The following is a 25,265-nucleotide window of genomic DNA, read 5'->3' on the forward strand; positions in this document are numbered from 1 at the left end:
CGCCTCGTGGTGCGCCCGCCAGTCCCAACGATCTTCCGGGATGTCCGTCACCGCATCGTGGCCCGCCCAGAGGTTGTGCCAGAAATGGCCCAAGGCGCGCTGATTTTCGCGGCCTGGCTCCCCATCCTCCAGCGCCAGCAAGCCACTCGCGCCCGGCCCGGGAAAACGCCCCGCCAGCCCGATAATCGCAACCGCACCAGAAGGCGCGGATCCGGCAGGAGCACGCAGCGATTCGATCAAACGGATCAGCTTTTCGCGTTTTTCGGCGGCGGTCATGAATTACCCTGCGGTTCGAGGTGAGAGAGTTGCGCCAGCAGTGCATCGATCGTTCCCTCGTCGAGCTGCTCTACCCGCCCACGCAGTTCACCGTTGGAGCGAAAGAGCGATTCGAGACTGGGAGGAGGAGGCGGTGTTGCTGGAGGGGTCTTGCGGGAGACGGCGAACTGTTGCGGATAATGCTCCGTCAGATAAGCGGCGAGGCTGGCGAGCGTGGGACACTCAAAAAACAGCGTCGACGGTAGGCCGGGGCAGCGCTGCTGCAGCTCGCGGTTGAGGTTGAGGATGACGAGAGAGTCGACCCCATATTCCTCGACCGGCGTCAGATCGTCGAACTCGTGGGCTGGGATCCGCAGCGCGCGCGACAACATCTCGCGCAAGTAGCGTTGCGCCGAATCTACCGCAGGCGAGTCGGCAGGCGCTCTGGGTGTGGGCGGCAAGGCAGCGGGGGCCTTGCGCGGCTGAGGTATCACAATCCAGCCGTTGGACACGCCAAGAACGAGACGGTGGTCGGCCTGCGCCAGTCCGGCTGCATCCAGTTGGGCCGTGCTGAAGCCGTTTTTCTGCAACAGCTTTTGCCACTGCTGATCTGTGATCAGCGGGCCGCCCGACGCCCGGTGCCAAGGATCGCGAAAGGCCCACCAGCCAGGGGTAAAGCCAAAGGTGTAAGTCGCGAAATCGCGCAGGCGTGTCACCTCCTGTCCGACCATCAGGCCACCGCGCTTCAGCAGCAAGTGCAGGTGGCAGAGCGTCGCCTCGATGGCAGGAGTGGCATGAAGGACGTTGCTGGCCACGACGAGATCGAAGCTGCCGGCATCAAAGCCTTGGGCGACGGGAGAGCGCGTAATATCGCAGATTCGGTAAGCGATACCGCGTCCACCAAAGACCTGGCACCCGTGGTCGAGAAACGCCTCCGATACGTCGGTATAGGTGTAGTCGATCCGGCCGCGCAAGGGCTCCAGCGCCCGCAGAATGGCTTGGGTCGTGCCGCCCGTGCCCGCACCAATCTCAAGGATCCGTACCTGCCCGGAGCATTGGCGGGCAAAGGCCAGCACCGTCTGCGCCACCGCCTCCTGATAGTGGTCGGAGAGCAGATTGCCGCGATACACCGCCTCGACCAGCTCCATCGAGCCGCCAGGGAAGAGCACGTCTACGGCACGTTTTTCGCCGCGCAAGATCGGCAGGGCCTCGCGCAGGCAGGCTTCGAGCAGCCGGCCTTGAGCTTCAAGGGCTTGCGGCCGGTTGACCGGAGCAAAACCGGCAGGTTCGAAGCCGTCCTTGGTCACACGAAGCAAGCCAACCCGGACGAGGCTTTGCACGAGCTCACGGAAATGTGAGCGCGAGGCAGGCACCACCTTCAGGCGGTCGGCTAAAGTCTCGACTCCCACGGGGCCATGCGCCCATGCACCGGAGGCCTTGAGCATATCAAAAAGTTGCTGACGCCCCCAGGCTTCCCAAGCCGCAAAGGCCTCGTCGTAGCGCGCCAGTTCAATTTCGTCCGGCAGAGTCAGGATGCGCTGGTTCAAAACCGCCGATAAAGGCACCGCCACCTCTGCCGATGCACGGCGAACTTCATTTGATACGGGGCATCCCAACTCTGTCAGTATACTCAAATCGGCCTTCAAATACACCGTTTGCGTGCCATGGCCGGCGAGGACACAGCGGAGCGTTTCACGCCCTTCGGCTGGGCTGATCGGCAGGATGCCGGCGGTTGCGAGGCGTTTTTGGTAGCCCGGCCCGGCCACGGAGCCCACGTCGCCCCACAGCCCCCAGTTGACAATCCGCACCGGCAAGCCCGTCTCGGCAGCAAGGGCTTCCGTCAGGGCGTCCTGAAAACGACTGCCAGCAGCGTAGTTGGCCTGGCCAGCGGTGCCGGCAAAGCTCTGGGCGGAGGAATGCACGAGGAACCAGTCCAGTGCCAGCCCGCGCACCGCTTGGGCCAAAGCCGCCGTCCCAGCCAGTTTTGCCTGCAGCGAAGTGAGCAGGCGCGCTTCATCCATGCGTGCCAACGTCTCGTCGGCGAGCACAAAGGCGGCCTGCACTACGCCGTGCAGCGCCCCAAATTCTCGCTGGCAGCGCTCCACGGCCTGAGCGCAGTCGACAGCGCAGGCCACATCACCACTGATATAGATCGCCCGCGCGCCAAGGGCCTCAAGTTCAGCCAGTTGGGCGCGTATAGTAGCATCTTCCGGGCGCCGCCCCAGCAAAACCAGACGTGCGGCGGCCTCTTGTGCCAGCAGGCGAGCGGTTTCGAACCCTACCCCACCCGTGCCGCCGGCAATCAGATAAACGCCTTGGCGACGCAGAGGCCGGGCGGGTGGAACCAGCGGCTGAGCGCTCAACTGGCGCGTCCAGATGCCTGTGCTACGTGTCAGCACCTCCGCCGGCATATCGAGCGCCAGCAGCGGCTGCACCACTCTCGCCGGTTCGTCGAAATTGGCATCGACCGCACGGATCCGCCACTGCGGATATTCGCGGGCAGTCGAACGGATGAACCCCAACAGTGCCGCAGTCGCCGGTCGGGGAGTTTCGCTGGGGAAGAGTGGCTGCGCACGGTCCACGACGAGACGGAGATCGAGCGGACGCTCCGCCCAGCCCGTCGCGAGCAGGCGTTTGATCAAGCGGAAAAGCGCAAGGGTCATCGCCTGCGCTTCGGCCGCACACGCCAGATCGGAGGCAGCCGACTCCCCGCTCGCGACGATCATGAGGCGGGCGGTGTCGGTCGGCAGACTTAGTTGCTCCAGGGAGATGGGCGTCGTCTGCGGGAACAGTTGACGCGCAAAGGCTTCGCCTGCGCCCAGATAGGCTACCGTAGCAGGGCCGATCGACCCTATGGGTTGCGGAAGCCGTTCCAGTGCTTGCCACGTGGGCTTGAAGCCGCACTGCGGCAGTTCGGGGCCAGTAGGCTTGGGCGGGCGCAAGGTCAGCTCGTCGATTTGCAGGCAACAGCCACCTTCGGGGGTATAGAGGGCCAGCGCATAACGGTCTACGCCCAGACGGCGAACATGGGTCGACACTCGCGCTGGCATCGCAGTCAACAATCGGAAGCCACGCGCGGCGAACGGCATCCTTACCGCGCCCGAACCCTCCAGCAGTGCCACGAGCTGGAATGCGCCATCGAGCAGTTCCGGGCGGAAATCACCGGAGGAAGTCGAGGAAGTTTGCAGCTGTCCAAGCACCTCGCCCTGCCCCTTCGTTGCCCCCTGGACAACCTGCAGGCTGGGCCCGAAAACGAGGCCACTCACGGCAAAGTCGCGATAGAGGCTCGCGACCACCAGGGTTTGCAAGCAACGAGACTGGATGGCGCTCAACGCCTCGGGCGACGGATGGGCCGTGTTCTCTGCGCGTCGTAGTTCAAAGAGGGTCTCGTCGTCGCGTCGCAGGGCAAGGACGTCGCCGATTTCCACGCGTTCGAGCGGGACTGGTCCTTTGACCGCCAGCGGGCGCAGCCAGGCTACTTCGGCCCAGGCGGTGGGGCCCTTCACCACCAAGCCCAAAAAGCCGACGCCGGGGAGGATCGGAGTGCCGTCGATTACGTGGTCGCGCACGAGCGGATCGCTGGCGTGAACGATCAGCGGCTCATCCTTGACGGGGACGATCCAGCAGCGTTCGCGGGCAAAGGCGTAGCCCGGCAGACTGACGATGCGGCCCAGCTTCGGCCAAGTGATGGGCGCGCCGTGCACCCACGCCCGAGCCTGCCCTTCAACCGTGTTCGCGGCGGCAGCTGAGCCAGGTTGCACTTGGCCACGGTGGCAGTTCGACGATTGGCCCGCTAGCCACGCATGCAGTTGCTGGCGCAAGGCATCAGGATTGGCGGCCACTACCGCAAGGCGTTCGCGGAAATGCTGGCGCCCGTGCTGGAGCGTATGCACGAGGTCGGCAAACGGCACCTCGTTTATGTCCAGAAAACGGGCCACCTCGCGCACGAAATCGCGCAGGCTCGCCTCAGTGCGGGCGGAGAACAGGCAGGCTTGCGAGCTTTGCACCGAGGCGCTCCGGGAAGCTTTGGGAGCCTCTTCCAGCACAAGGTGGCAATTCGTGCCACTAAAGCCGAAAGAGCTGATTGCCGCCCGGCGTAGCTCGCTACCTTGTGCCCATGGCGTGAGCACCGCTGGCACGTAGAAAGGCGTCTCGGCAAGGGGCGCGTGCGGGTTGTCGCGCTCGTAGTGTAATGAGGGCGGGATCTTCCCATGGTGCAGACAGAGCAGCGCCTTGATGAGGCCGCAGACTCCGGCGGCGGCGCTGGTATGGCCGAGGTTACTCTTGATCGAGCCGAGGGCGCAGAAGCGACGGTCGTGGGTCGCAGGCGAAAAGGCTTCGGTCAATGCCGCCACCTCGATCGGATCGCCGAGAGCGGTGCCGGTGCCGTGGGCCTCGATCAGGCCGATGGAACGCGGCGATATGCCCGCGCGTGTATAGACTTCGCGGAGCAACTCGGCCTGGGACGCTGCGCTGGGGGCTGTGATGCCGTTGGTCTTGCCGTCCTGATTCATGCCGCTCGCACGGATCACGCCGTGGATGCGGTCGCCGTCGGCCAGCGCGTCCTGCAAGCGCTTGAGCACCACCACGCCCACCGCCTCACCCGGTACGATGCCATCTGCCCGGGCATCAAACGGGCGACAGCGTCCACCAGGGGCCAGCATGCCAGCTGCGCTCATGGAAAGGAACGGAACCTCGTCGAGGTAGAGCGTGACGCCGCCGGCCAAAGCCATGCGACTTTCGCCAGTCAACAAGCTGCGGCAGGCGAGGTGGATTGCGACCAGCGATGACGAGCAGGCGGTATCGACCGTGAGCGCCGCCCCTTTCAGGTTAAGGAAATAGGCGATGCGGGCGGCGAGGATAGACTGTGCGACCCCCAACATGCTTTGGTTGCGTCGGTCGTCACCGGCGCGTTCGATCAGGCGCTGATAGTCGTTATTGAGCACCCCTGCAAAAACGCCGCAACGCTCATGAGCCAGGCGCTCTCCTGGCAGGCCCGCATCTTCCAACGCGTGCCACGCAGTCTGCAGAAAAAGTCTCTGCTGCGGGTCCATCACCTCTGCCTCGGCAGGCGAGATGTGGAAGAAAAGCGGGTCGAAATGCTCCACGCCTTCAAGGAAGCCGCCCCATTTACCGATTGTTTTCCCGGGCTGTGGCTGCGGTGAAAAGAAGCGTTGGGCATCCCAGCGACTCGCGGGCACCTCCGTCACGGAGTCGACCCCTGCGCACAGGTTTTCCCACAGGCATGCGACATTGTGAGCACCGGGGAAGCGCCCGGCCATGCCGATCACTGCCACCGCGTCATCCGAGGCTTCCGCCATCGGCGCGGCACGCTCCGCCACGACGGTGGCTGGTTTGACCTGCAGAGGGCCGGCTGGTGCGGGCTTTTGGGAGGCGAATGCGGTCGGGTGCTGTTTGAGCAGATGAGCCGCAAGATCGCGCAGGCTGGAGTGGTCGTAAACGACGCGCATCGGCAGCTTGAGGCCCAGCGCGCGGTTGACCTCTTCGACAAACAGCAGCCCCATCAGCGAATCTACCCCGTAATCTACAAAGCGGGCGTCGGCGTCGATCCGGGCAGGGTCCATCTCGAATGCCTTGGCCGCCAGCGCATGCAGCTGTTCCAACGCGGATCCGGTGTCAACGACCTGCGCCGGGGTGTCATGCACGAACTCGGGATGCTGGGCGATCCACTGCGAATAGGTCAGCGAGCGGGCAAACGCAGCTTGGTTGCGCGCGAAAAGTTCGTTTTCGGTCCCATAGGCGCGGCGCACGGTCAGCAGCGAATAGCGCATCAGACCGCGGTCGAGCAGCAGGCCAAAGCGGTGCCAGCCTCGATGCTCCACTTCCGCGCCGCACATCTCCGGCTGCAGGCGGCTCAGCTCGTCGAGGTTATCCTCAAAGGCCGGGTCGTGCATGAAGTTGCCCAGCTCTTTGCCGGCCTCGACGCAGCAGGCCAGCTCCAGCCCATGACGGGCTAGAATGCGGCTGTATTGCTCCTGCGTATTGGTATATTGGCCGAGGTGCGCGGCGTCGACTTCGGCGGCAGTGTTGCTGATCACGTCGGCCAGTACCATCCAGCCGCCTTCGCTCAGGTGTCGGGCGGCGTTGCCGAAGACTCCGTCCTTATTTGCGATATGGACCGTTACTTCGAAGGCGATGATCAGATCGTAAACCGCTGGCAGTTCGTCTTTCGAGCTGTCGCGGCAGAAGACCTGGAAGCGCTCACCGAGTCCCGCCTTGGCGATCCGCTGGTTCGCCAACTGGGCCTGGCGTGAGGACAAGGTGTAGCCATTGCCAATCGTTTGCGGATGGTGACGACCGATCTGGATGAGGTCGGTCGCGAAGCCGCAACCGAGATCCATCACGCCACCCACTTGGCTAAAATCGACATGGCGGAAGAGCACGCGCCGCATCTCCTTTTGCTTCTCGTGCATCATGGCCACGGCCTCCGGGCAAGTCTCGGGCTGGAAGGAAGCCTTGAGCCAGGCAAAGCCAGGGCGACGCTCCGCAAACGGCGCAAACGTCAGGTAAATCTCCTTGTCGCTGATCGTGCGCTCGGCATCGGTCGCGACAATGTTGTAATAGCTGCCGACGTCACCCTCCTTAGGCTCTACGACCTCAGCCAAAGCGGCTTCGGCGGCGGGCGTTTCATCGGTCCAGCAGCGGATGCGCTCAAAAACGGGTGGGGCCAAGGGCGCGCGAACCTGCTCGGTCGGGCGAGGGTCGATGAAGCGCTCCAGCACCACGGCGGCTTCGCTGCCACCCGCACCAAAGCTGGCGAGCAGCGCGTGGGCGCGGTTCGTCGGCCACGGTTGGACCGCCGAAGCTATTTCGAACGGTCCGTTCGCCAAGTCGAGAGCCGGGTTTGCATCCCGAGCCAAGGCAGTCGGGAAAATTACATTTTCAGCAAACTGAGCGAGGATTTTTGCGACTTGCGCCAGCCCGGAAGCAGCCTCGGCATGGCCAATCCGCGGCTTGAGCGAGCCCAATGTAACGGGCTGATTCACTTCGCCGAAGACCTTGCGCAGCGCCGTCCATTCCGCCTCGTCAGCCAATTCGGAACCGATGGCCTGTGCTTCGATATAGCCAATCGCGTCCGCCTCAAGTCGGGCTTCGGCCAATACTTCGCGTAGCAAGGCGGCCTGCCCCTCCGGTGAGGGCAAAACGAAGGCGTTGCCTCCCCTGCCCTTGTGCGCCGTCGCGGTCGCCCGCACGACGCCCAGCACGCGGTCGCCATCGCGCAGCGCAGCCGAAAGTGGTTTGAGCAGCAGTGCGCCGACGGCCTCCCCTGGCATGAAGCCGGTGCCACCGCGCCCGAAAATACCGTCCGCCGCCGTCGTTGCGATCATGCGGTGCTGGCACATGAGGGCGTATTTGGCGGGGTGCAGGTAAAGATTGGCCGCACCGACCAGTGCCGCAGGGCATTCGCCGCGCTGCAGGCTGCGACAGGCAAGGTCGAGGGCGACGAGGGTCGAAGAGCACGCCGTATCGACGTTCAGGCTCGGCCCCCGCCAGTCCCAGAACCACGAAATACGGTTGGCGAGGCGGTAGGTCGAGGGGTCGGTATGCCCGCCACGCAGTGAATAGGTGTTCGTCGTCTGGCCGGTAAAGACGCCGACCTTTTGGCCGCGCCAATCGTCCGGGCTGTAACCGGCATGGGCGATGGCTTCGGCTGCTTTTTCCAGCAGCAGACGCTCCTCGGGCGGCATGCGGCGCGCCTCGGCGGGCGTCAGCTTGAAGAAATACGGGTCGAACAGCTCGACGCCGTCCACGAAACCACCCTGGCGGCAGTAGACGCTTTCACCCTGTGCGGCAGCGTCCCAACGCAACATGGGAACGTCGCTGATCGCGTGCGTTCCGGCACGAAGATTCGCGGCAAAGGCTTCGAGGTTGACCGCGCCGGGGAACATGCCCGCCATGCCGATGATGGCGACACGGTCGTCTTGGGTGGGCTCTGGCGGCGTGACTGCCGCGGGTGCCGATCCTGGCGGCATCGAAGCGTTGGGCGTCAACAGGGCGAGCAGCTCGCGCGGCGTGGCGGCTTCGAGGAAGGCGCTCTTCGTCAGGCCCTCGAACTGGCCCGTCAATCGGTCTTGCAGCTCGACGAGCATGATCGAATCGAGGCCGAACTCTTCGAACGAGGCATCCAGATCGACCGCCTCTGCTTCCAGATAGGCGACCTCGGCCAAGGCGGCGCAGAGCGCTGCTTCGGCATTGGCAGCGGGGGCGATGGCTGGCTTGGTCTCCACGACCGGCAAAGGCGCGGGCATGGAGGGCGTAGGCGTTGAGCCACTCACCCAGCAGCGAACCTTTTCTAGCGGGTGCCCGGGTAAGGAGATTCGGCGGAAGCTGCCGCGCACAAAGAGGCTATCCCACGCAACCGATCCGCCAGCAGCGAAATGAGCGGCTACCGCACGCGCAGCAACCTCGGCGGAGGCCGTCGTCCGCGCGGCTTTCAACTCGGCCAGGTAGCGTGTGACCTGAGCCTTCGAAAGCGCATCACCTGCGGCAATGCCAGTGCTTTGGCGTAGTTGGGCAACGAGATCAGCCAAATCGCACGCGACGAAAGCGCGGCGATGAGCGAATGGCTGGCGACCGAGCGCAAGCGTGCCCGCTACATCGGCCAACGAAGCAGTCGTCGTTTGCAAGGCTTCGGCCAGCGAGCGGCAAAGCGCCTCCAACGCGGCGGGCGTCTTGGCCGAAACGACAACTGGGTAAACCGCCGACCGGGAAGCTGTCGAGCGCAGCGCAGGTGCCTCGGCCAGCACGACGTGGGCATTCGTGCCACTAAAGCCAAACGAGCTGACCCCGGCCAAGCGCGGCTGGTCTGCGCGCGCCGGCCACGCCCGCAGCTCACGGCTCATAAAGAAGGGGCTGTCGGCAAAGTCGATGTGCGGATTTTCGCGCGCGCAATGCAACGAAGGTGGCAGCTGGCTGTGCTCTAGGGCGAGCAGCACCTTGAGCACGCCCGCGACCCCGGCGGCGGCGCTGGTGTGCCCGATGTTGGTTTTGATCGAGCCGAGCGCGCAAAACTGGCGGTCGCGGGTATCGGCAGCAAAGGCTTGGTTGAGGCCTTCGACCTCGATCGGATCGCCCAGTTCGGTGCCGGTGCCATGCGCCTCGATATAGGAGAGCTGGCGTGCGTCGATCCCGGCTCGTTCGTAGGCCAGCCGTTCGACGGCGGCTTGGGAGCGCGCGCTGGGAGCCGTGATGCCGTTGGTGCGGCCGTCCTGATTGATCGCACTGCCTTTGACGACGCCGTAAATCGTATCCCCAGCGCGACGGGCGTCGGCCAGCGGCTTGAGCACGAGCACGCCTACACCCTCCCCGGGCACAAAGCCAGCGGCATCGGCTCCAAAGGCGCGGCACTCCGGCCCAGCGGCGATCATGCCCGCATTGCTGCAGAGGATGTAGAAATGCTCAGTGGTGCGCACAAACACGCCCCCGGCCAGCGCCATTTCGCAATCGCCCGTGCGCAGGCTCTGACAAGCCTGATGGAGCGCGACGAGCGAGGAAGAGCAGGCTGTGTCGATAGAGACTGCCGGACCCTTCAGGTCGAGGAAATAGGCGATACGCGAGGCCAGGATGCTGTCGTCGTTACCCCAGAAGCTTTGGGCCTCACGCGGAATGCCATGCTGGCGCAGCAACCGCTCGTAATCACCGCCGCAGGTGCCTGCAAACACGCCACAGACAGGCCGCTCGATACCCGCATAGCCCGCATGCTCCAGTGCCTTCCAGCTATGCTCGAGGAAGAGACGCTGCTGGGGGTCGGACAGGCTGGCCTCCTTCATCGAGAGGTTGAAGAACTTCGGGTCGAACTGGTCGATACCGTCGAGGAAGCCGCCCCACTTGCTGTGTGTCTTGTCGAGGCGATGCGGGTCGGGATCGTAGTGCGAGAGATCCCAGCGGCCCGCCGGGACTTCGGTGATCGACGATTTGCCCGCCGCGAGGTTGGCCCAGAATTCCGTCGCATCGGCCGCGCCCGGGAATTGAGCCGAGTAACCGACGATGGCCACCTCGAAGCGCTCGGGCTCCTGCACCGTCACCGACTGCGATGTCACGCGCACAACCGCTTTGCCGATACTCTGGCGCGACTCCAACCAGCGGTAGGCCGAGCGCAGCTCGCTCCAGGCAAAGCTCTTGCCCACCGTCGCCCGCACTTTGCCTCGCTCCAGTGCCGCAACCATCTCGTCGAGGTAGCGCGCGAGCAACTCCGGTTGGCGGGCGATCAGGGTCGCGATATTGATGCTGTGGAACTCCTGGTTTTCGAGCCAGCGTGAGAGGTCAAGGCCCTTCGCCCCTTTCAGCCCCGCGAGCGCGATTTCCAGATAGCGACCGCCCGGGCGCAGGAGGTTGAGCCCCTGCTGGATCGCCCCGCCGCTCAGCGTGTTCAACACCACGTCGACGCCCTCGCCGCCAGTCAATTCGCGTATGCGGGCGGCGAAGTCTTCCGTGCGGTAATTGATGACGTATGGTACGCCTAAACGACGGAGATATTCGAGCTTCTCCGCGCTGCCAGCGGTGGCGAAAATCTCTGCGCCTGCGGCCTGGGCCAATTGCACTGCCAGCAGCCCAACCCCGCCTGCGGCGGTCTGGATCAGCACGCGCTCGCCTGCGCCCAAACGGGCAGCTGAAAAAGCATGATGCGCAGTGAGGAACGCGACCGGCAAGGCAACGGCTTCTTCGGCGGAAATGCCATCAGGCAAAAGGCGCAGCAGGCGAGCCTCCGTCACCACATGGGTTGCGTGGCCGCCGAGGTGGCTGGAAGTGAGTCCAAACACGCGGTCGCCGGGTGAAAAATCGCTGACTGCCGAGCCCACGGCCTCCACCTCGCCCGCGACTTCAAAGCCGGGCGTGAAGGGATAGGCGGGCATGGCGGGGTAAAGACCTTTCGTGGCCAGCAAGTCGCCGAAGTTGAGCGCGCAGGCCGTTACGCGCACCCGCACTTCGTGGTCTGCCGGCGGGTGCAGTTCTAGCGGTTCGAGCGCGAGGCCGTCGACACCACCGGGGCCATGGATTCGCCAAGCCGCCGGACGAGCGCCTGTCAGCAGTATCGGATCGTCGAAAATGGGCGTGGACCGACTCGCGACCACCGGGGTAGCCGGCGCCGCCAATGGCACGGCGACCGCCTGGGGCACGGGGGTTGGCGCTTGCGGTGCACGCGGCGATTTCTCGGCCACGTGGGTTGTCAGTGCGGCCAGGTTGGGATAGTCGAAGAGGACCGTCGTCTTGAGCTTGAGACCGAAGGTATCGTTGAGGCGGTAGACCAGTGACACGCCGCTGATGGAATCCACCCCGTATTCCGAGAATGCCGTTTGCGCGTCGACGGTAGCGGCTTCGGGCCCGAGGAGTTCGGCCAAGGCGGCCCGGATTTCGGCTTCGATCTGGTTCATGGCGTTCTCTTCGGAAAGTTCGGAGGTAGCGGCGACGGTCGGCGACGGCGCAGCAGTCAGAGTGGTCGAGGCGTCGCGCAGGCCATCGGCACGTGCCGCAAAAACGGTCTGCCCATAAGCTTCGCCACCCAAGGAATGGGCCTCGAAACCTCGGGCGGCCAAGAGACGCTGCCAGAGTTGGGAAGAGGCGATGGGCGCATCGGGCAGGCGCCTATCTTCAAAGCGCCACCAGCCGCCGAGCAGCCCAAAGGTGAGTGTGTCGTAGGCATGAGCCTGCGTCAGCTCGTTGAGCAAGAGCCAACCGCCGGAGCGCAACAGGGCGTGCACGTGCTCGAGCGTTTCGTCGAGGCGGCGTGTGGCGTGCAGGACATTGGTCGCCACCACAAGGTCGTAGCGCGCAAGGTGCTCTGGAGGGATCGGCTCCTCAATGTTCAGGCGGCAGCAACGCAACCCAGCGTAATGGCCGAACGTGCGGCGGCCATACTCCAGGAAGGCGGGCGAAAGGTCGGTATAGACATATTCGGCCTCGATGCCCAAGCGCTCCAGCAGCGGAAGGAGCGTATCCGTAGTGCCTCCTGAGCCGGCTCCGACTTCCAGGATACGCAGTGAAGGACGGCCTTTCGGGACGAGCGCAGTCAGGGCAGTCGCGAGGCGATCGTTGCACCAGCGAGCGCGTGGATGCTCGCGATAGATCGCCTCCACGAGATCGAGCTTGCCCTCGGGGAATATGACATCCGTCGCGCGCTCTTCGCCGCGCAGAATGGCCGGCAGGGCCTCGACGCAGCGCTCCAGCAGTCGGGCAGCCGGGCGTAAGGCGGGGTAATCGGCCAGCAGGGCTTTGAGATCACCACCGGCCAGCGTGTCGCCCACCGTCAGACGTGAAAGGGCGGCATGCAGGCGGCGTTGCTCCGGAGCTACCGCGACGAGATCGACATTCCGGATATCAGCTTGTGCGCGAGCCACTCCCCATGTTTCCAGGCGCGAGAAAGCTTGCAGGTAATCCGTCAGTGCACGATCTGCGGAGGCGAGCGGGAAAGCTGCGGAGGCGGGCAAAGTCGCGATGTCGCCCAGCTGGACCAGCTTCCGGTCGGGCAGCACACCAATGGCGGCCCGTGCAGCCTCGTTACCAGCGTAGACAGCCACCGCAGGGAGCCGGGAAGCCAGTACTCGCTCCAGGGCGACCATACCGGCATGGTTGGTGATCGGCTCGACTCCTTGGGCGGTGAGTCGGCGGCGGTAATCGGTGGTCGCCACCGCGCCAGCTTCGCCCCAATAGCCCCAGTGGATCGTCTGCACCGGATAGGCCATCTGCTCGCGGAGGCTGGCGGCAACGGCGTCTTGGGCGCGGCTCGCAGCCACGTAGTTACCCTGCCCCGCACCGCTGGTAAACGACTGCACGGTGGAGAAAAAGGCGAGGAAATCGAGGCCTTGCGCCGGCAGAATCTGGGCCAGTACGCGCGCACCTTGCAGCTTGGGCCGCAGCACGCGGTCGAGTGCTTCAAAAGACAGGTTGCGCATGGCCCCATCTGCCAGCACGAGCGGCGCGTGGAAGACGCCATGCATGGCACCCCAGTCGGCAACTATTTGCCCGTGAATGGCCGTCATCGCTTCGAGGTCGTCGGCTGCCGCCTGGCGATAACGGACTTCGCCTCCGGTGGCGCGAGCCAACTCCCGCCACTCGGCTTGGAGATCGCCCGGCAATTCCTGCTCCGCGCGACGCCCGGTCACCACCACTTGCGCCCGATGGTGCTCCAGCAGGTGGCGGGTGAGAACGCGCCCCAGCCCACCGGCTCCGCCGACAATCCAGTAGATGCCTCGTTCGCGATAAGCAGAGTCCGTAGCAGCCGGCAACTCGGCTTCAATCAGGCGCGCACGCATGCCGCCCTCGGGGGCCAGCAGGCCCGACCTCGTATCGGCCTCTAAGATTTGGGCGGCCAAACCAGCGGCATCTCCATCGGTTGCCAATACCCAGGTGCCGCCGTGCAGGAAGGGATTTTCCGCGACGGCTGCGTCCAGCAACGCACCCCAAATTGCCGAGACAACCGGAGCGGATTCACTGGCCAGCAGGCAGACGTGCGCGGGTTCTTCGCGGGCGATCAACGTCTGTAGGTCGTGCCCCCACCGCTCGGTCAAGGCGTCTGATTCTACGGCTGGCGCAAAGGCAAAGATGTCGCATTCGGGGTGAAGATCTGCCGTCAGCGAGGCAGTTTCGCTCACCGCAATATTCCGCGCTCGCAAGGCCTGGCGCACCGCTTCGGCCATTGCCGGCTGAGCCTCCGGGTATAGCAGGACGGCTTCTGCAGCGAGGCGACGCGGAGCCGTCTCTATCGGATGCGGGCGCGGGACAAAAAAGCGTGGAACAGGGGTCGGTTTTTGCGGGCGCACCGCAACGCCTTCCAACCGTGCGCGGACGTTGCCTTCGCGGTCGGCAATGCGGATCGTGAAGTGCGGCGTCGTGCCTTCGGTCGTCTCGCGTTGCACGTGCACATAGGCTTCGCGCAAAGGTTCACCCGACCACTGGAAGTGCTCGATCGAGAACGGAACCAAGGCACCGCCCTCGGCCGCATGCACGCCTGCAATCGCCTGCAGCGCGCCGTCGAAAATGGCGGGTGGCAAGGTAGCTTCAGCAGCAAACGCGGCGGGCGGCGAAATGAGTTGGGCGAGGCATTCGTCTCGACTGCGCCAGACGCGTCTTACGCTGCGTAAACCAGGCCCATAGTGCATGCCGGCCGAGGAGAGCTGGGCATAGAAGGCCTCGGCTTCGAGCTGCTCGCTCGCACGCACCAGCAGGGGCTCCAAATCGAGGCGCTCCGGCGTGAAAGCAGTGTCGCTGGCCATTGCCCGAACCCCGGTTTCGCGCTCCGCCTCAACCGTAAAACCATCGTCGTGCAGGGCAACGGAGATATCCAGCCCGGTGGCACCGGCAATGAGCGGACGCAGGAAGGCAATCCGACGAAGCGAGTGCACCGGATGCTCGGTCTCGCGCAGGGCTTCGACCGCCAAACCGAGAGAGGCCATACCTGGCAGCAACCGTTGCCCGCCGATCTCGTGGTCGCGCAGAAAGGGGTGATCGCCATGCAAGTGCAGCTGAAAAACATTACCCTGGCGGCTCGCCCCGGCCAGCAGACCGACCGGGCGCGTGGGCGGTGTCGCCTTGGCCTCGGGCAGCCAGAAGCGAGTGGCGTCAAACACATACCCGGGCAGCGCGATCCTTCGCCATGTGCCCTGCTCGTCGGGCCAGTTGCTGAAGCGGCCTTCGGTCCAATCACGCGCGAGCGATTCCAATGTCTCGTGGGTAGGAATCTTCGGCCAATTGGCGGTGCTCTTCGAGGGCTTTGCCACCGTGCCGCGCAGGAGGCCCTGTTGCGTGCGCAGGCGGCGGCTAAAATCGGCAACATCAACGGCGACGAGGGCCGCGCGACACGCGAAAACGTCGCGACCTTGGCGCAAAGTGGCCGCAGCATCCGCGAAAGCGAAACGCTCTTCCAGTGCTTCGAGGTGGTCTGCAAACGCTGCAAGCTGGGCTTCGAGAGCCGTTTCGGTGCGGGCCGACCAGACGAACAGCTCCGGGCCCGCGACAGGCGTTGGCATTGGCTCTGCATCGTAAGATTCCAGCACGACATGCGCGTTGACGCCACCGGCCCCGAAGGAGCTGACACCTGCGCGGCGAGGTTGCTCCAGCCGCGGCCAAGGGGTCGCCTGACGCGGCAGGTAAAACGGGCTGCCCGCGAGCTGGAGGTGCGGGTTTTCGTGCTCCAGATGCAGGTTGGGCGGGATCACTCCGTGCTGCAGGGCCAGGATCGTCTTGATCACACCCGCAATCCCGGCGGCGGCTTCCAAGTGCCCCATGTTGGTCTTGAGTGCGCCCAGCGCACAGTAACCGGCGGGCAGCGGGCCTTGCGCGGACTGGGCAAAGGCCTTTTTCAGGCCGTTGACCTCGATCGGATCGCCCAGCGCCGTCCCGGTGCCGTGGGTTTCGACGTAGCCAATGGTGGCCGGATCTACTTGGGCTCGGCGGTAGGCATCCACAAGCAAATCGCGTTGCGCCTGCGCGTTGGGAGTGGTGAGCGAGGCCGTGTTTCCGCCATGATTGACGGCAGTACCCCGGATCACCGCCAGCACAGGGTCGCCATCGCGCAGCGCCTGGGCCAAGGGCTTGAGCAGCAACACCCCCGCGCCTTCGCCCCGCACAAAACCATCCGCGTGCGCATCGAAAGTCTTGCAGCGGCCATCGGAGGCCAGCATCTGTGCGCTGCCAAAGCTGACGTTGAGGCGCGGGCTCGCAATGACACTTACGCCGCCCGCCAGCGCCATCTCACATTCGCCACGTAGCAAGTTATTAACCGCGCGGTGGATCGCGACCAACGAACTGGAGCAAAGGGTGTCGACCGGTTCGCTCGGGCCCCGCAGGTCGAGCCGGTGCGAGATCCGGTTGGCCAGGAAGGCGTGGCCATTGCCCGTGTCGTAAAGGAACTCCATCCGCTCGCCCAGACGCGTCCGCAACTCGTCGGTGTAGTCGGTATTGGTTACGCCAAGATAGAGGCCGGTGCGGCTGCCCCGCAGGCTCGAAGGGCGGTAACCCGCGTTTTCGATCGCATGCCAGACGCATTCCAGCGCCAGACGCTGTTGCGGATCCATCAACTGGGCTTCACGGGCCGAGATCCCGAAGAAGGCGGCGTCGAAACGGGCGGCATCTGGTAGAAATGCGCCCCAGTGCGAGGCCGCACGGCCCGGCTCGCGCACTGGATCACCATGAATCGAACGCCAGTCCCAACGGTCCGATGGGATATCCGTGATCAGATCGTCGCCATGGAGAAGGTGCTGCCAGAACGCTTCCAGAGAATCGGATTGCGGCAGTCGTGCGGCCATCCCGATCACCGCCACGGCCTGCTCCGGCCACGCGGCGGTAGGAGGCCGCGTTTCCGGCGCGGCATGGTTTGACTGGACCGCAGCGGTTTCCGGAGCGGAGACCGGCGCAAAATGGGCCGCGAGAGCCGCACGATGATCTTGCCAAAGAGCCTCGCCGACGGCTTGCAGCGTTGCGTATTCGAAGAAGAGCACGGGGGTCACTTCCAGCCCAAAACGCTCGTTGAGCCAGTTGGCAAATTCGACGTTGGTGATCGAGTCGAAGCCCAATTCACCCAGGTTGTCTTCCAGCGCGACCTCCGCTTCGTCGATACGTAAAACCTCGGCGGCCTGGCTCTTCAACGCAGCAAAAAAGGCCATTGGCACCGTGGGGGGAGTCGATGGCGTTGGCGTTTCGAGTGCGACGGTTTTCGCCGTAGCTGCCTTGGCTTCAGGCAGGTGCGGATCGGGCCCTTCGAGCACGAGCGCAACGGGCTGCGTGCTGGCCATGAGGGTCTTGAAGGCGCGCAAGCCACCGGTCGTCGTAAGGGGTGCGATGCCCATGGTGGTCGCGAGCAGCTTTTGCTGCGCGGGGGGCAGAGACATGCCGCCTTCGGCCCACAACGGCCATTGCAGCGACCGGGTTTTTCCGGCGCGGCGGCCAGCCTCGACCTGCTCGTTGCGCGCGATGGAGAAAGCATCGAGGAATCCGTTGGCAAAGGCGTAATCGCACTGCCCGGCGGCCCCACGCGCGGAAGATACCGAAGAGAACAGGACGAACGCCTCCAATGGGTCTTTGCGCGTCTGGCGGTCGAGAGCGAGGGCGCCTTGCACCTTCGGACGCAACACCGCAAGGGTCGCTTCCGGCGCCTTGTCGTGCAGCAGGGCATCGTCGATGCGACCGGCCGCGTGTATCACGCCATGGAGGGGCCCGAATTCGGCCCGCGCGGCAGCTAAAGCGGTCGCCAAGGCAGCATCGTCGGCAACATCGGCCACCCTGTAGGCGGCGGCAGCGTGCTCGTCCACAAGAGCTTGCGTGGCGGCCGAAGCGGTGGAACGGCCGAGCAGGCTCACCCGCGCGCTATGGGCCAGCGCCTCGCGGGCAAAGATATGCGCTAGCTTGCCGTTACCGCCGGTGATGAGCCAGTGCTGCCCGGCACGGAAGCTGGGCGACGGGTCGGCGCTTGGCGTGAACGCTTCGAGCCCTGCGATGAAGCGTTCCCCTTTACGATAGGCGACTTCCACCGATTCCTTATCCGCAAGCTCGGCAGGGAGTAATCCGGCGAGGGCGGAGGATTTGAAATCCCCTGTGCGGCAGAGTGAGGCCTGCAAGCCTGGGTGCTCCTGACGCAGCGAGCGGGCGAACGCAGCCAAGGCATGAGAGGCGGGCACGGAGGCGTCTGGCGCAAGGGTCAGGAGGCGGATCGGCCGGACTTTGGCGGCTTCCCAACAGGCTTGAGCCGCAGCAAAAAGCGCGGCATAGCCGACATCCAACTGCTCATCGATACCGGTGCCGATGGGCGTTTCCAACGGCAGCAGGCTGACCAGTGCGGCAGGCTGTGCTCGCAGCGCGGCAAAGAGTTGTCGCCACTGTTCGCACGAAGTCGGGTCGAGGGTAAACGCGTTGGGCGCCCTCTGCGCAAAGGCCGCCGCTGGCCGGAGGTGGATGCCATCAGGCAGCACTGGAGCCGGCTCGCCACTGAGGACTAAAACAGGCCCGTCAAGCTCCCCTGCCCTCGCCGCCAGAGCCCGCCAGACGGGCCCGAAATACACTTGCCGCAACGATGCGGAAGCGGTGGCGGAGCGGATGGGGCGCACGAGATAGTCGCGCAGCTCGACCAGGACGCGCCCCGCTTCGTCACAGACAGTGATCTGGAGGCGACGCAGGCCGTTGCTGTCGCTGGCGGGCGGGCACTGCACATGAGCCCACGCACGCGGGGCAAACAGGCGAGCATGCAAGCGCAGCTCACCCAGCGAATACGGCAGGTAAGAGTCTTCACGACGGTGCCCCAGCGGGCCGAGCGCGGCCTGCAGCGCCCCTTCAAGTAACGCCGGGTGCAGGACATAGGCATCGCCATCGTCTGCGCGAGAAGCCGGCAGGTGCAGCTCGGCGAGGGCTTCCGTTTCGCTGTAATAGAGCGCCTCGATGGGGCGGAAAGTCGGCCCATAGCCGAAGCCGCGAGCTGTGAATGTCGCTTCGACCTTGGCGCGGGTCAGGCCGTGTTTGCAGCGGGTGCGGATCGCCGCTAGATCGAGCGCGGGAACGGTCTCTACGGCACCAAAAATGGCACGGCCTTGGGCGTGGCGGAGACCATTGGCGGTTTCAACGGTAAATGCGCCTGCGCGCTCACCAGCAGGGCGTTGAAACCGGATCTGCACCGTTTGTGCCTGCCCAGGCTGGATCTCTATTGGTTGCATCCATACGACATTGCGCAAGCCGGTGGGTATACTATCAGGCTCAGCCAACGACGCGGCTTGGCGCACCATCTCCAAGCCGACCACGCCCGGCAATACCGCGACCTCGTGCACCAGGTGCTCGGCGAGGAAAAACTCGTCGGCCCTCAACGTGCGGTGGAAGGTGATCACATCGCGCTCCTCGGTGCGGGAGTCGATCAGCGCGGCAAGGGAGGATCCTGCTTTGTTGCGGATGAGGCGTGGCAACGGGAATGCGCTGGGGGCAAAGGCATAACCCGGCAAACGCACTCGACGAGGCGGCTGCACGTAGAGCTGCGCCCAGTCGACCTTGGAACCGGAGGCCCAGGCGCGTGCCAGGGCCGACCCAGCGCGGTTTTCCAAGGCGGTTTTTAGTTTCTGGTCGGCGATCGTGGCCGCTGCGCCCGAGACGAAGCACTTGCCATTCCCCCGCCCTGCCAGCTGGGCACGCAGCGCGGCGATCAGTTCGCTCTTGTCGGCGGCGACCAGCGCGAGCCGGGAGGCCATCGCTTCGCGACCGCATTGCAAGGTCCAGGCCACACGGTCGAGCGGGACTTCGTTACGTTCGAGCCAGGCCACAAAGGTCGCCAGCCACTCGCTCAGGCGCTCTTCCTTCTGCGCTGAAAAGACAAAGACAAATGGCCCCGAAACACTATGCGTGGCATGCTCGACTGGCGGCTCCTCCAGAATGACGTGCGCGTTATTTCCTCCAAAACCGAACGAACTCAGCCCTGCCCGACGGGGTTCGGAACCGCGAGGCCAAGGCTGAGCATCTTGTAGCAGGGCAAACGGGCCCTCTCCCAAAGGCAGCATCGGGTTGGGTTCGCCTGCGTGGAGGGTCGCGGGCAGGCGCTCGTGCTGGAAAGAGAGCAGGATCTTGGTGAGCCCGGCGATGCCAGCGGCGGCTTCCAGGTGTCCGATGTTGGACTTGACGGAACCGAGCCAGCAGAACGGCTCCGCTGGCAGCATTTCACCGCGTGTTTTGGCCGTTTCGGCAAAGGCGGTATGAAGGGCGTTTAGCTCGACCGGGTCGCCCAGCGAAGTGCCCGTGCCGTGGGCTTCGAGATAGCTGATGGTGCGCGGTGAAAGCTCCGCTGCCTGGAGCGCACGGCGGACGAGGGAGGCCTGTGCGGCGGCGTTGGGAGCTGTCAACGAATGCATGCGCCCGCCATGGTTCTCGGCCGTCGCGCGAATCACGCCGTGGATCAGGTCGCCGTCGCGCAACGCCGCCGCAAGAGGCTTCAGCAAGACCAGCCCGGCACCTTCTCCGCGCGCATAACCGTCTGCGCCTTGGCCAAAGGCTTTGCAACGGCCATCAGGCGCGAGCATGCCATTTTTGCTCAGCGCCATCGAGGTGAGGGGGCTCAGGATCAGGTTGACGCCCCCTGCGAGCGCGACCGGGCATTGCCCCTGCCGGATCGCCTCAACTGCACGGTGAATGGACACGAGCGAGCTGGAGCAAGCCGTATCCACCACCACGCTGGGCCCATGCAGATCGTAAAAATACGAGAGGCGGTTGGGCAGCATGGTGTGCGCCTGGCCCGAAAGCGTATGGCCTTCCACTTCGCGGCCCGCGAGGCGCTGCAGGTCGACAAAGTCCATTCCCGTGGTGCCGATGAAGACGCCCGCCTCGCTGCCAGCGAAGTGAGAAGGGGCGTAACCGGCGTCTTCGAAAACGTGCCAGGCCAGCTGCAGGAGCAGACGCTGCTGTGGGTCCATTGCTTCGGCCTCGCGCCGCGATATGCCGAAGAAGCGATAGTCGAAGTGGTCTACGTCTTCGATGAAGTTGCCCCAGCGCGCGGCCGGTTGATCGGGATAATCCCGCCAGTCCCAACGCTCGGGCGGAACCTCCCGGCGGGTCTCGCCCCGCTCCAGCAGCAGCTGCCAGAAGGCCTCCAGATTACCGCCCGGGAGTTGGGCGGCGAGGCCGATAATGGCCACCGCATCGCCTTCGGGCGCTTCAGGTTGGGGCTGGGAGAAAACAACGGGAACCTCCAGCGGGCGCAAATGGTGCGCGAGGGCGTCCAAGGTGCCAAACTGGTAGAACAGTGAGGCGTTGGTCCGCAGCCCAAGCTCTTTATTCAGCAGCTGACTGAACTGCGTGAAGCGCAACGAATTGAAGCCGTATTGGCCGAGCGGCTCCTGCGGGTCGAGCGTATGGGCCGGTTGCTCAAGCACCCGCGCGGCCAGTTGACGCAGCGAGTCCAGAAATCCATCGGTGGGCGCAGCGGTGCTGGCTTGGGCCGCGGGGGCTTCCGCTGCGCCATAGCGGGCCAACAGCGTGTTCAGCGGCAGGTCGGTCAACGACTTACGGTCGACCTTGCGGTTGAGCGTCTCCGGGTAGGCCTGGAGGCGATGGATGCGGTTGGGCACCATGTAGTCGGGCAGCCATTGGGCGAGCGATTCGCGCCAGGCAGTTACGTCGCGCTCGGTTGACAAGGGGGCGACGACAAATGCCGCCAGGTGGGCATCGCCTTCGAAGCGAAGGACCACGACTGCACGTTCGACCCGGGGCAGCTTTTCCAGGGTAGCTTCGATCTCGCCCAGTTCGATGCGGTAGCCCCGCAGCTTGATTTGCGAATCAATGCGACCGCGAAACTCGATGCGCCCATCGGCGAGGCGGCGCACGGCATCCCCGGTGCGATAGATGCGCTCGCCTGGGCGGAAGGGATCGGGCAGAAAGCGCTCTGCCGTCAACTCAGAGCGGCCCCGGTAGCCTTGCGCCACCCCATCTCCGCCGATGAATAGCTCGCCCTCGACCCCTACCGGTACGGGCTCCAGTGCGGCATCAAGGACATACAGGGTCGTATTGGCGAGCGGATGCCCGACGGTGATCTTTTCGCCGCGCTGCACTCGGCAAAGGCTCGACCAGATGGTGGTTTCGGTGGGGCCGTAGACATTCCAGAGTTCGCCGCACCGGTCGAGTAGCGCATCGGCCAGTTGCGAGCCCAGCGCCTCACCGCCGCAGAGAATCTTCAAAGCCGAGTCGCCCTCCCAATCCGCCGCCAGCAGCATTTCCCACGTGGCGGGCGTCGCCTGCATCACCGTCGTATGGCCTTCGCCCAGTATCTCCGTCAGGCGGATGCCATCGCGGGCGGTTTCGCTGGAGACGATTTCGAGTGAACCGCCGGTGACGAGCGGGAGGAACATCTCGAGCCCGCAGATATCGAAGCTGACAGTGGTGACGGCGAGGATGCGATCTTGCGCGGTAAAGCCGGGCTCGCGTGCCATGCTGCACAGGAAGTTGGTCAGCGCGCGGTGCCCGATTTCGACGCCCTTGGGTTTGCCGGTCGAACCGGAGGTGTAGATGACATAGGCCAGCGCCGTGGGGGCACCCTGCTCCACCAGTTCGCCTGCTGGCTCGCCTGCCGTCTGGTCGACCAGCACTTCCGCGACGCCCGGCAGCTGGAGACGCCCTTGCAGCCTTGCCTCGGTCACAATGAGGCGCAGGCCGCTGCTCTCTGCCGTGTAGGTCAGGCGCTCCACCGGGTGGGTGGGGTCGAGCGGGACGTAGGCCGCACCGGTGCGGAGGATCGCCAGCAACACGACCGGCAAGCGTTCGCTGCGCTCGACCAGACATGCCGCAAGGTCGCCGGGGCCGAGACCTCGCGCCTGTAGACGCTGGGCCAGATGGCGCGATTGGGCCTCCAACTCGCCATAAGTCAGCGTGCGGCCCTCGAAATGCACGGCCGGAGCATCGGGGTGCTGGTAGGCTTGGTCGAGAAAGAGCTGGTGGGCACAACGCTCACGCGGGTAATCGGCGGCGGTATCGTTCCAACGGTACAGCAAATCGTGGCGCTCTGTGGCGGCAACCATGGCGAGCTGCGACACGCTGCAGGCAGTCGATTCGGCAAGGCTGGTGACGAGGGTGGCCAGTTGGCTCGCCATCGCGGCAATCGTGCCGACGGAAAAGAGCGAGGGGCGGAACTTCCAGTATAGCGCGTAGCTGCCCTCCGTCTCGACCACATCCAGCACGAGGTCGAACTCCCCTGTCTGGCGCAATTCGCGGACCGGAACCAGCCCGAGCGTCTGCAGCGCTCCGGTGGGGAGCGGCGGCTGGACATAAAAGGCCGCCTGAAAGAGCGAGGACTGCCGAAGCACGCGCAGCACCTCGCCAAATGGCAGGTGCTCGTGCTCCAGAGCCGCATCGGCCACCTGTTGCACGCGTTGCAGCCAGGCCTTGCCCATTTCCTGTGCATCCGGCGACAAGCGCAGCGCCGCGAGGTTGAAAAGCGCGCCAAGCGTACGGTCGAAGCAGGCTTCCGGTCGACCGGCCAAGGGCAGGCCGAGGCACAAATCATTCTGCTGGCTGTGGCGGCTCAAGACCAGCGCGTAGGCCGCCAGCAAGACGGTATAGGGCCGCACGCCTGCGTCCCGAGCCAACTGACGCAGCCGCTCGGAAAAAGCCGCATCCAACTCCTGCGCATGGATTTGCCCTTCGAAGACCGGCGCGGGGGGGCGCGGAAAATCGGTCGGCAAATCGAGCACCGGATTCGCATCACGGAGCTGCCGACTCCAGTAATCGCGGGCGGCCTCGGAGTCTTCGGTATCGAGCGATTGCTGTTGCCAGGTCGCGAAATCGGCCAAGGTGCCTTCCACGGGCGGCAAGGATTCGCCGCGTATGGCCCGGGCGAGGTCTTCGAGAAAGATGCCAAGTGAGACGCCGTCGAAAATCAGGTGGTGGAAGACGCAGAGCAACATGCCCGCCTCTGCAAAGTATACCACCCGCCACGGCAGCTCCTGCGCGAGGTCGAAAGGTCGACGTGCGGCAGCTTCGAGGGCGTCGGCGGTGGCCTCGCCGGGTACCTGTTGCCAAGGTAGCTCGGGGAGCGGGAAGGCGATGCGCTGGACGACTTCCCTACCCGCCTCGAACCTTGCGCGCAACGCAGGATGGGCCGCGACCACTTGGGCCAGTGCCGCCCGTAGTTTCACTTCATCGCGCAAGGGCGAATCGGGTGTCAGGCGAAAGGCGAAAGGCAGGTTGTAGGCGACCGCCGCCGGGTTCAGCTCATGAAGTTGCCAGAGAATGCGCTGACCGGCATTGAGCGGCACCAGCGTATCCAGCTTGGGGGCGGCCCCCTGTCCCGTGATCTCGGCATGTAGCGCGCGCAGGGTGCGGCAGCGAAAAAACACGGCTGCGCTCAGCTTCAAGCCAAGGCGCTTGTTCAGGCGCACACTGAGGCGGGTAAAGTGGATCGAATCGCATCCGGCGGCCTCCAAATCGGTATCCTCGTCGATGGTGAGCGCAGGCAGGACTTCCCGCGCCACCACGAGAAGCTTCGCCCGCAGGCCGTCTCCGGTTGCTTCCTTCGCGATGGCCAAGGTTGCTTCGAGGTCGGCCAACGTCAGCTCGCGAGGTTCCTGACCCAGCGCGTCGAGCGCGTCGCGTTGGGCGGCGGTGAGAATGGGGAAAGGCTGGCCCGCAAGGCGCGTGGCGTCAAAGGGCTGCCCGTGGGCATCGGCCAAGCCGTCGAAGCGTAACGTGCCACCATGCGCGACGATCTCGACAAAACCGGGACCGGCCGTGCGGATTTCGCCCGCTTTACCCCCTGCCCCGGGCACGAGTCGGTATCGGGTAAAGGTCAGCAGGCGGCCGTCGGCCGTGAGGAGACTGGCGGGGCCTAAAGGCGAGGGAGGCTTGCCGTGGTCGAGTGCACGGCAATGCCTGAGCAGTGTAGGCAGGTCTTGGGAAAGGTCGATAATGCCAAGCTGAGGGAAGCGGTGCCAGCGGCCAAAATATGTGCGCTCACCCTGCTGTGCCTGCCACGCGGACTCCCCTGTTTCGAGTGCTTGCATAACCTCTTGAAAGCCTTCCAGCGCGTGCTCGAAGCACTTGCGGTTGAGGCTGCGCAGGGTCTCGTCGGGAGCGACCGGGAAGAGCCTCTGCACGAGGATTTCGCCCGCGTCGACCTCCGGGAGCATGCGGTGCCAAGTGATGCCGTGGATCTTCTCATCGTGCAGAATGGCCCAGGCCGGAGCGTTGAGACCGGCATAGCGCGGCAGCGGGCCGTCGTGAAAGTTGATCGCCATCTTTGCGGGCAAGGCCAACACCTCTGGCGGCAAGACCCGCAAGTTGGCGATGCTGAAGAGCACATCTGCGGCGCCAGCGGCTTGCAAGCACTCGGCCAGGCCCAGGCCGGGGGCTACGACTGGAATGGCTCGCTCTCCTGCCCAGCCGCACAGGGCTTCGTCGACGGTGCTGATCGCGCTGATCCCGTGCCCGCGTTCCAACCACGCTTCCGCACATGCGAGCGCATGGGCGTTTTCGCCTAACAAATAAGACGACAGTTTCACAGCGGGCAGGAAGAGGTGAGTTTTAGGACACAGACGGACGATCAA

At 64.8% G+C, this 25,265-nt stretch carries 2 protein-coding genes; both read right to left on the minus strand.

Going from position 1 to position 25,265, the window contains the following annotated elements:
- Positions 1-276, minus strand: a 276-nt coding sequence (locus Q7P63_17775) for a beta-ketoacyl synthase N-terminal-like domain-containing protein (GenBank protein MDP0501946.1), incomplete at its 3' end; no start/stop codon positions are given.
- Positions 273-25,220, minus strand: coding sequence for an amino acid adenylation domain-containing protein (locus Q7P63_17780; GenBank protein ID MDP0501947.1), 24,948 nt, complete (start codon positions 25,218-25,220; stop codon positions 273-275). The genes Q7P63_17780 and Q7P63_17775, both read right to left, overlap by 4 nt.
- Positions 25,221-25,265: the final 45 nt, after the last annotated feature.

Source organism: Verrucomicrobiota bacterium JB022 (assembly GCA_030673845.1).
In the GTDB taxonomy this organism is placed as follows: Bacteria; Verrucomicrobiota; Verrucomicrobiia; order Opitutales; family Oceanipulchritudinaceae; genus WOUP01.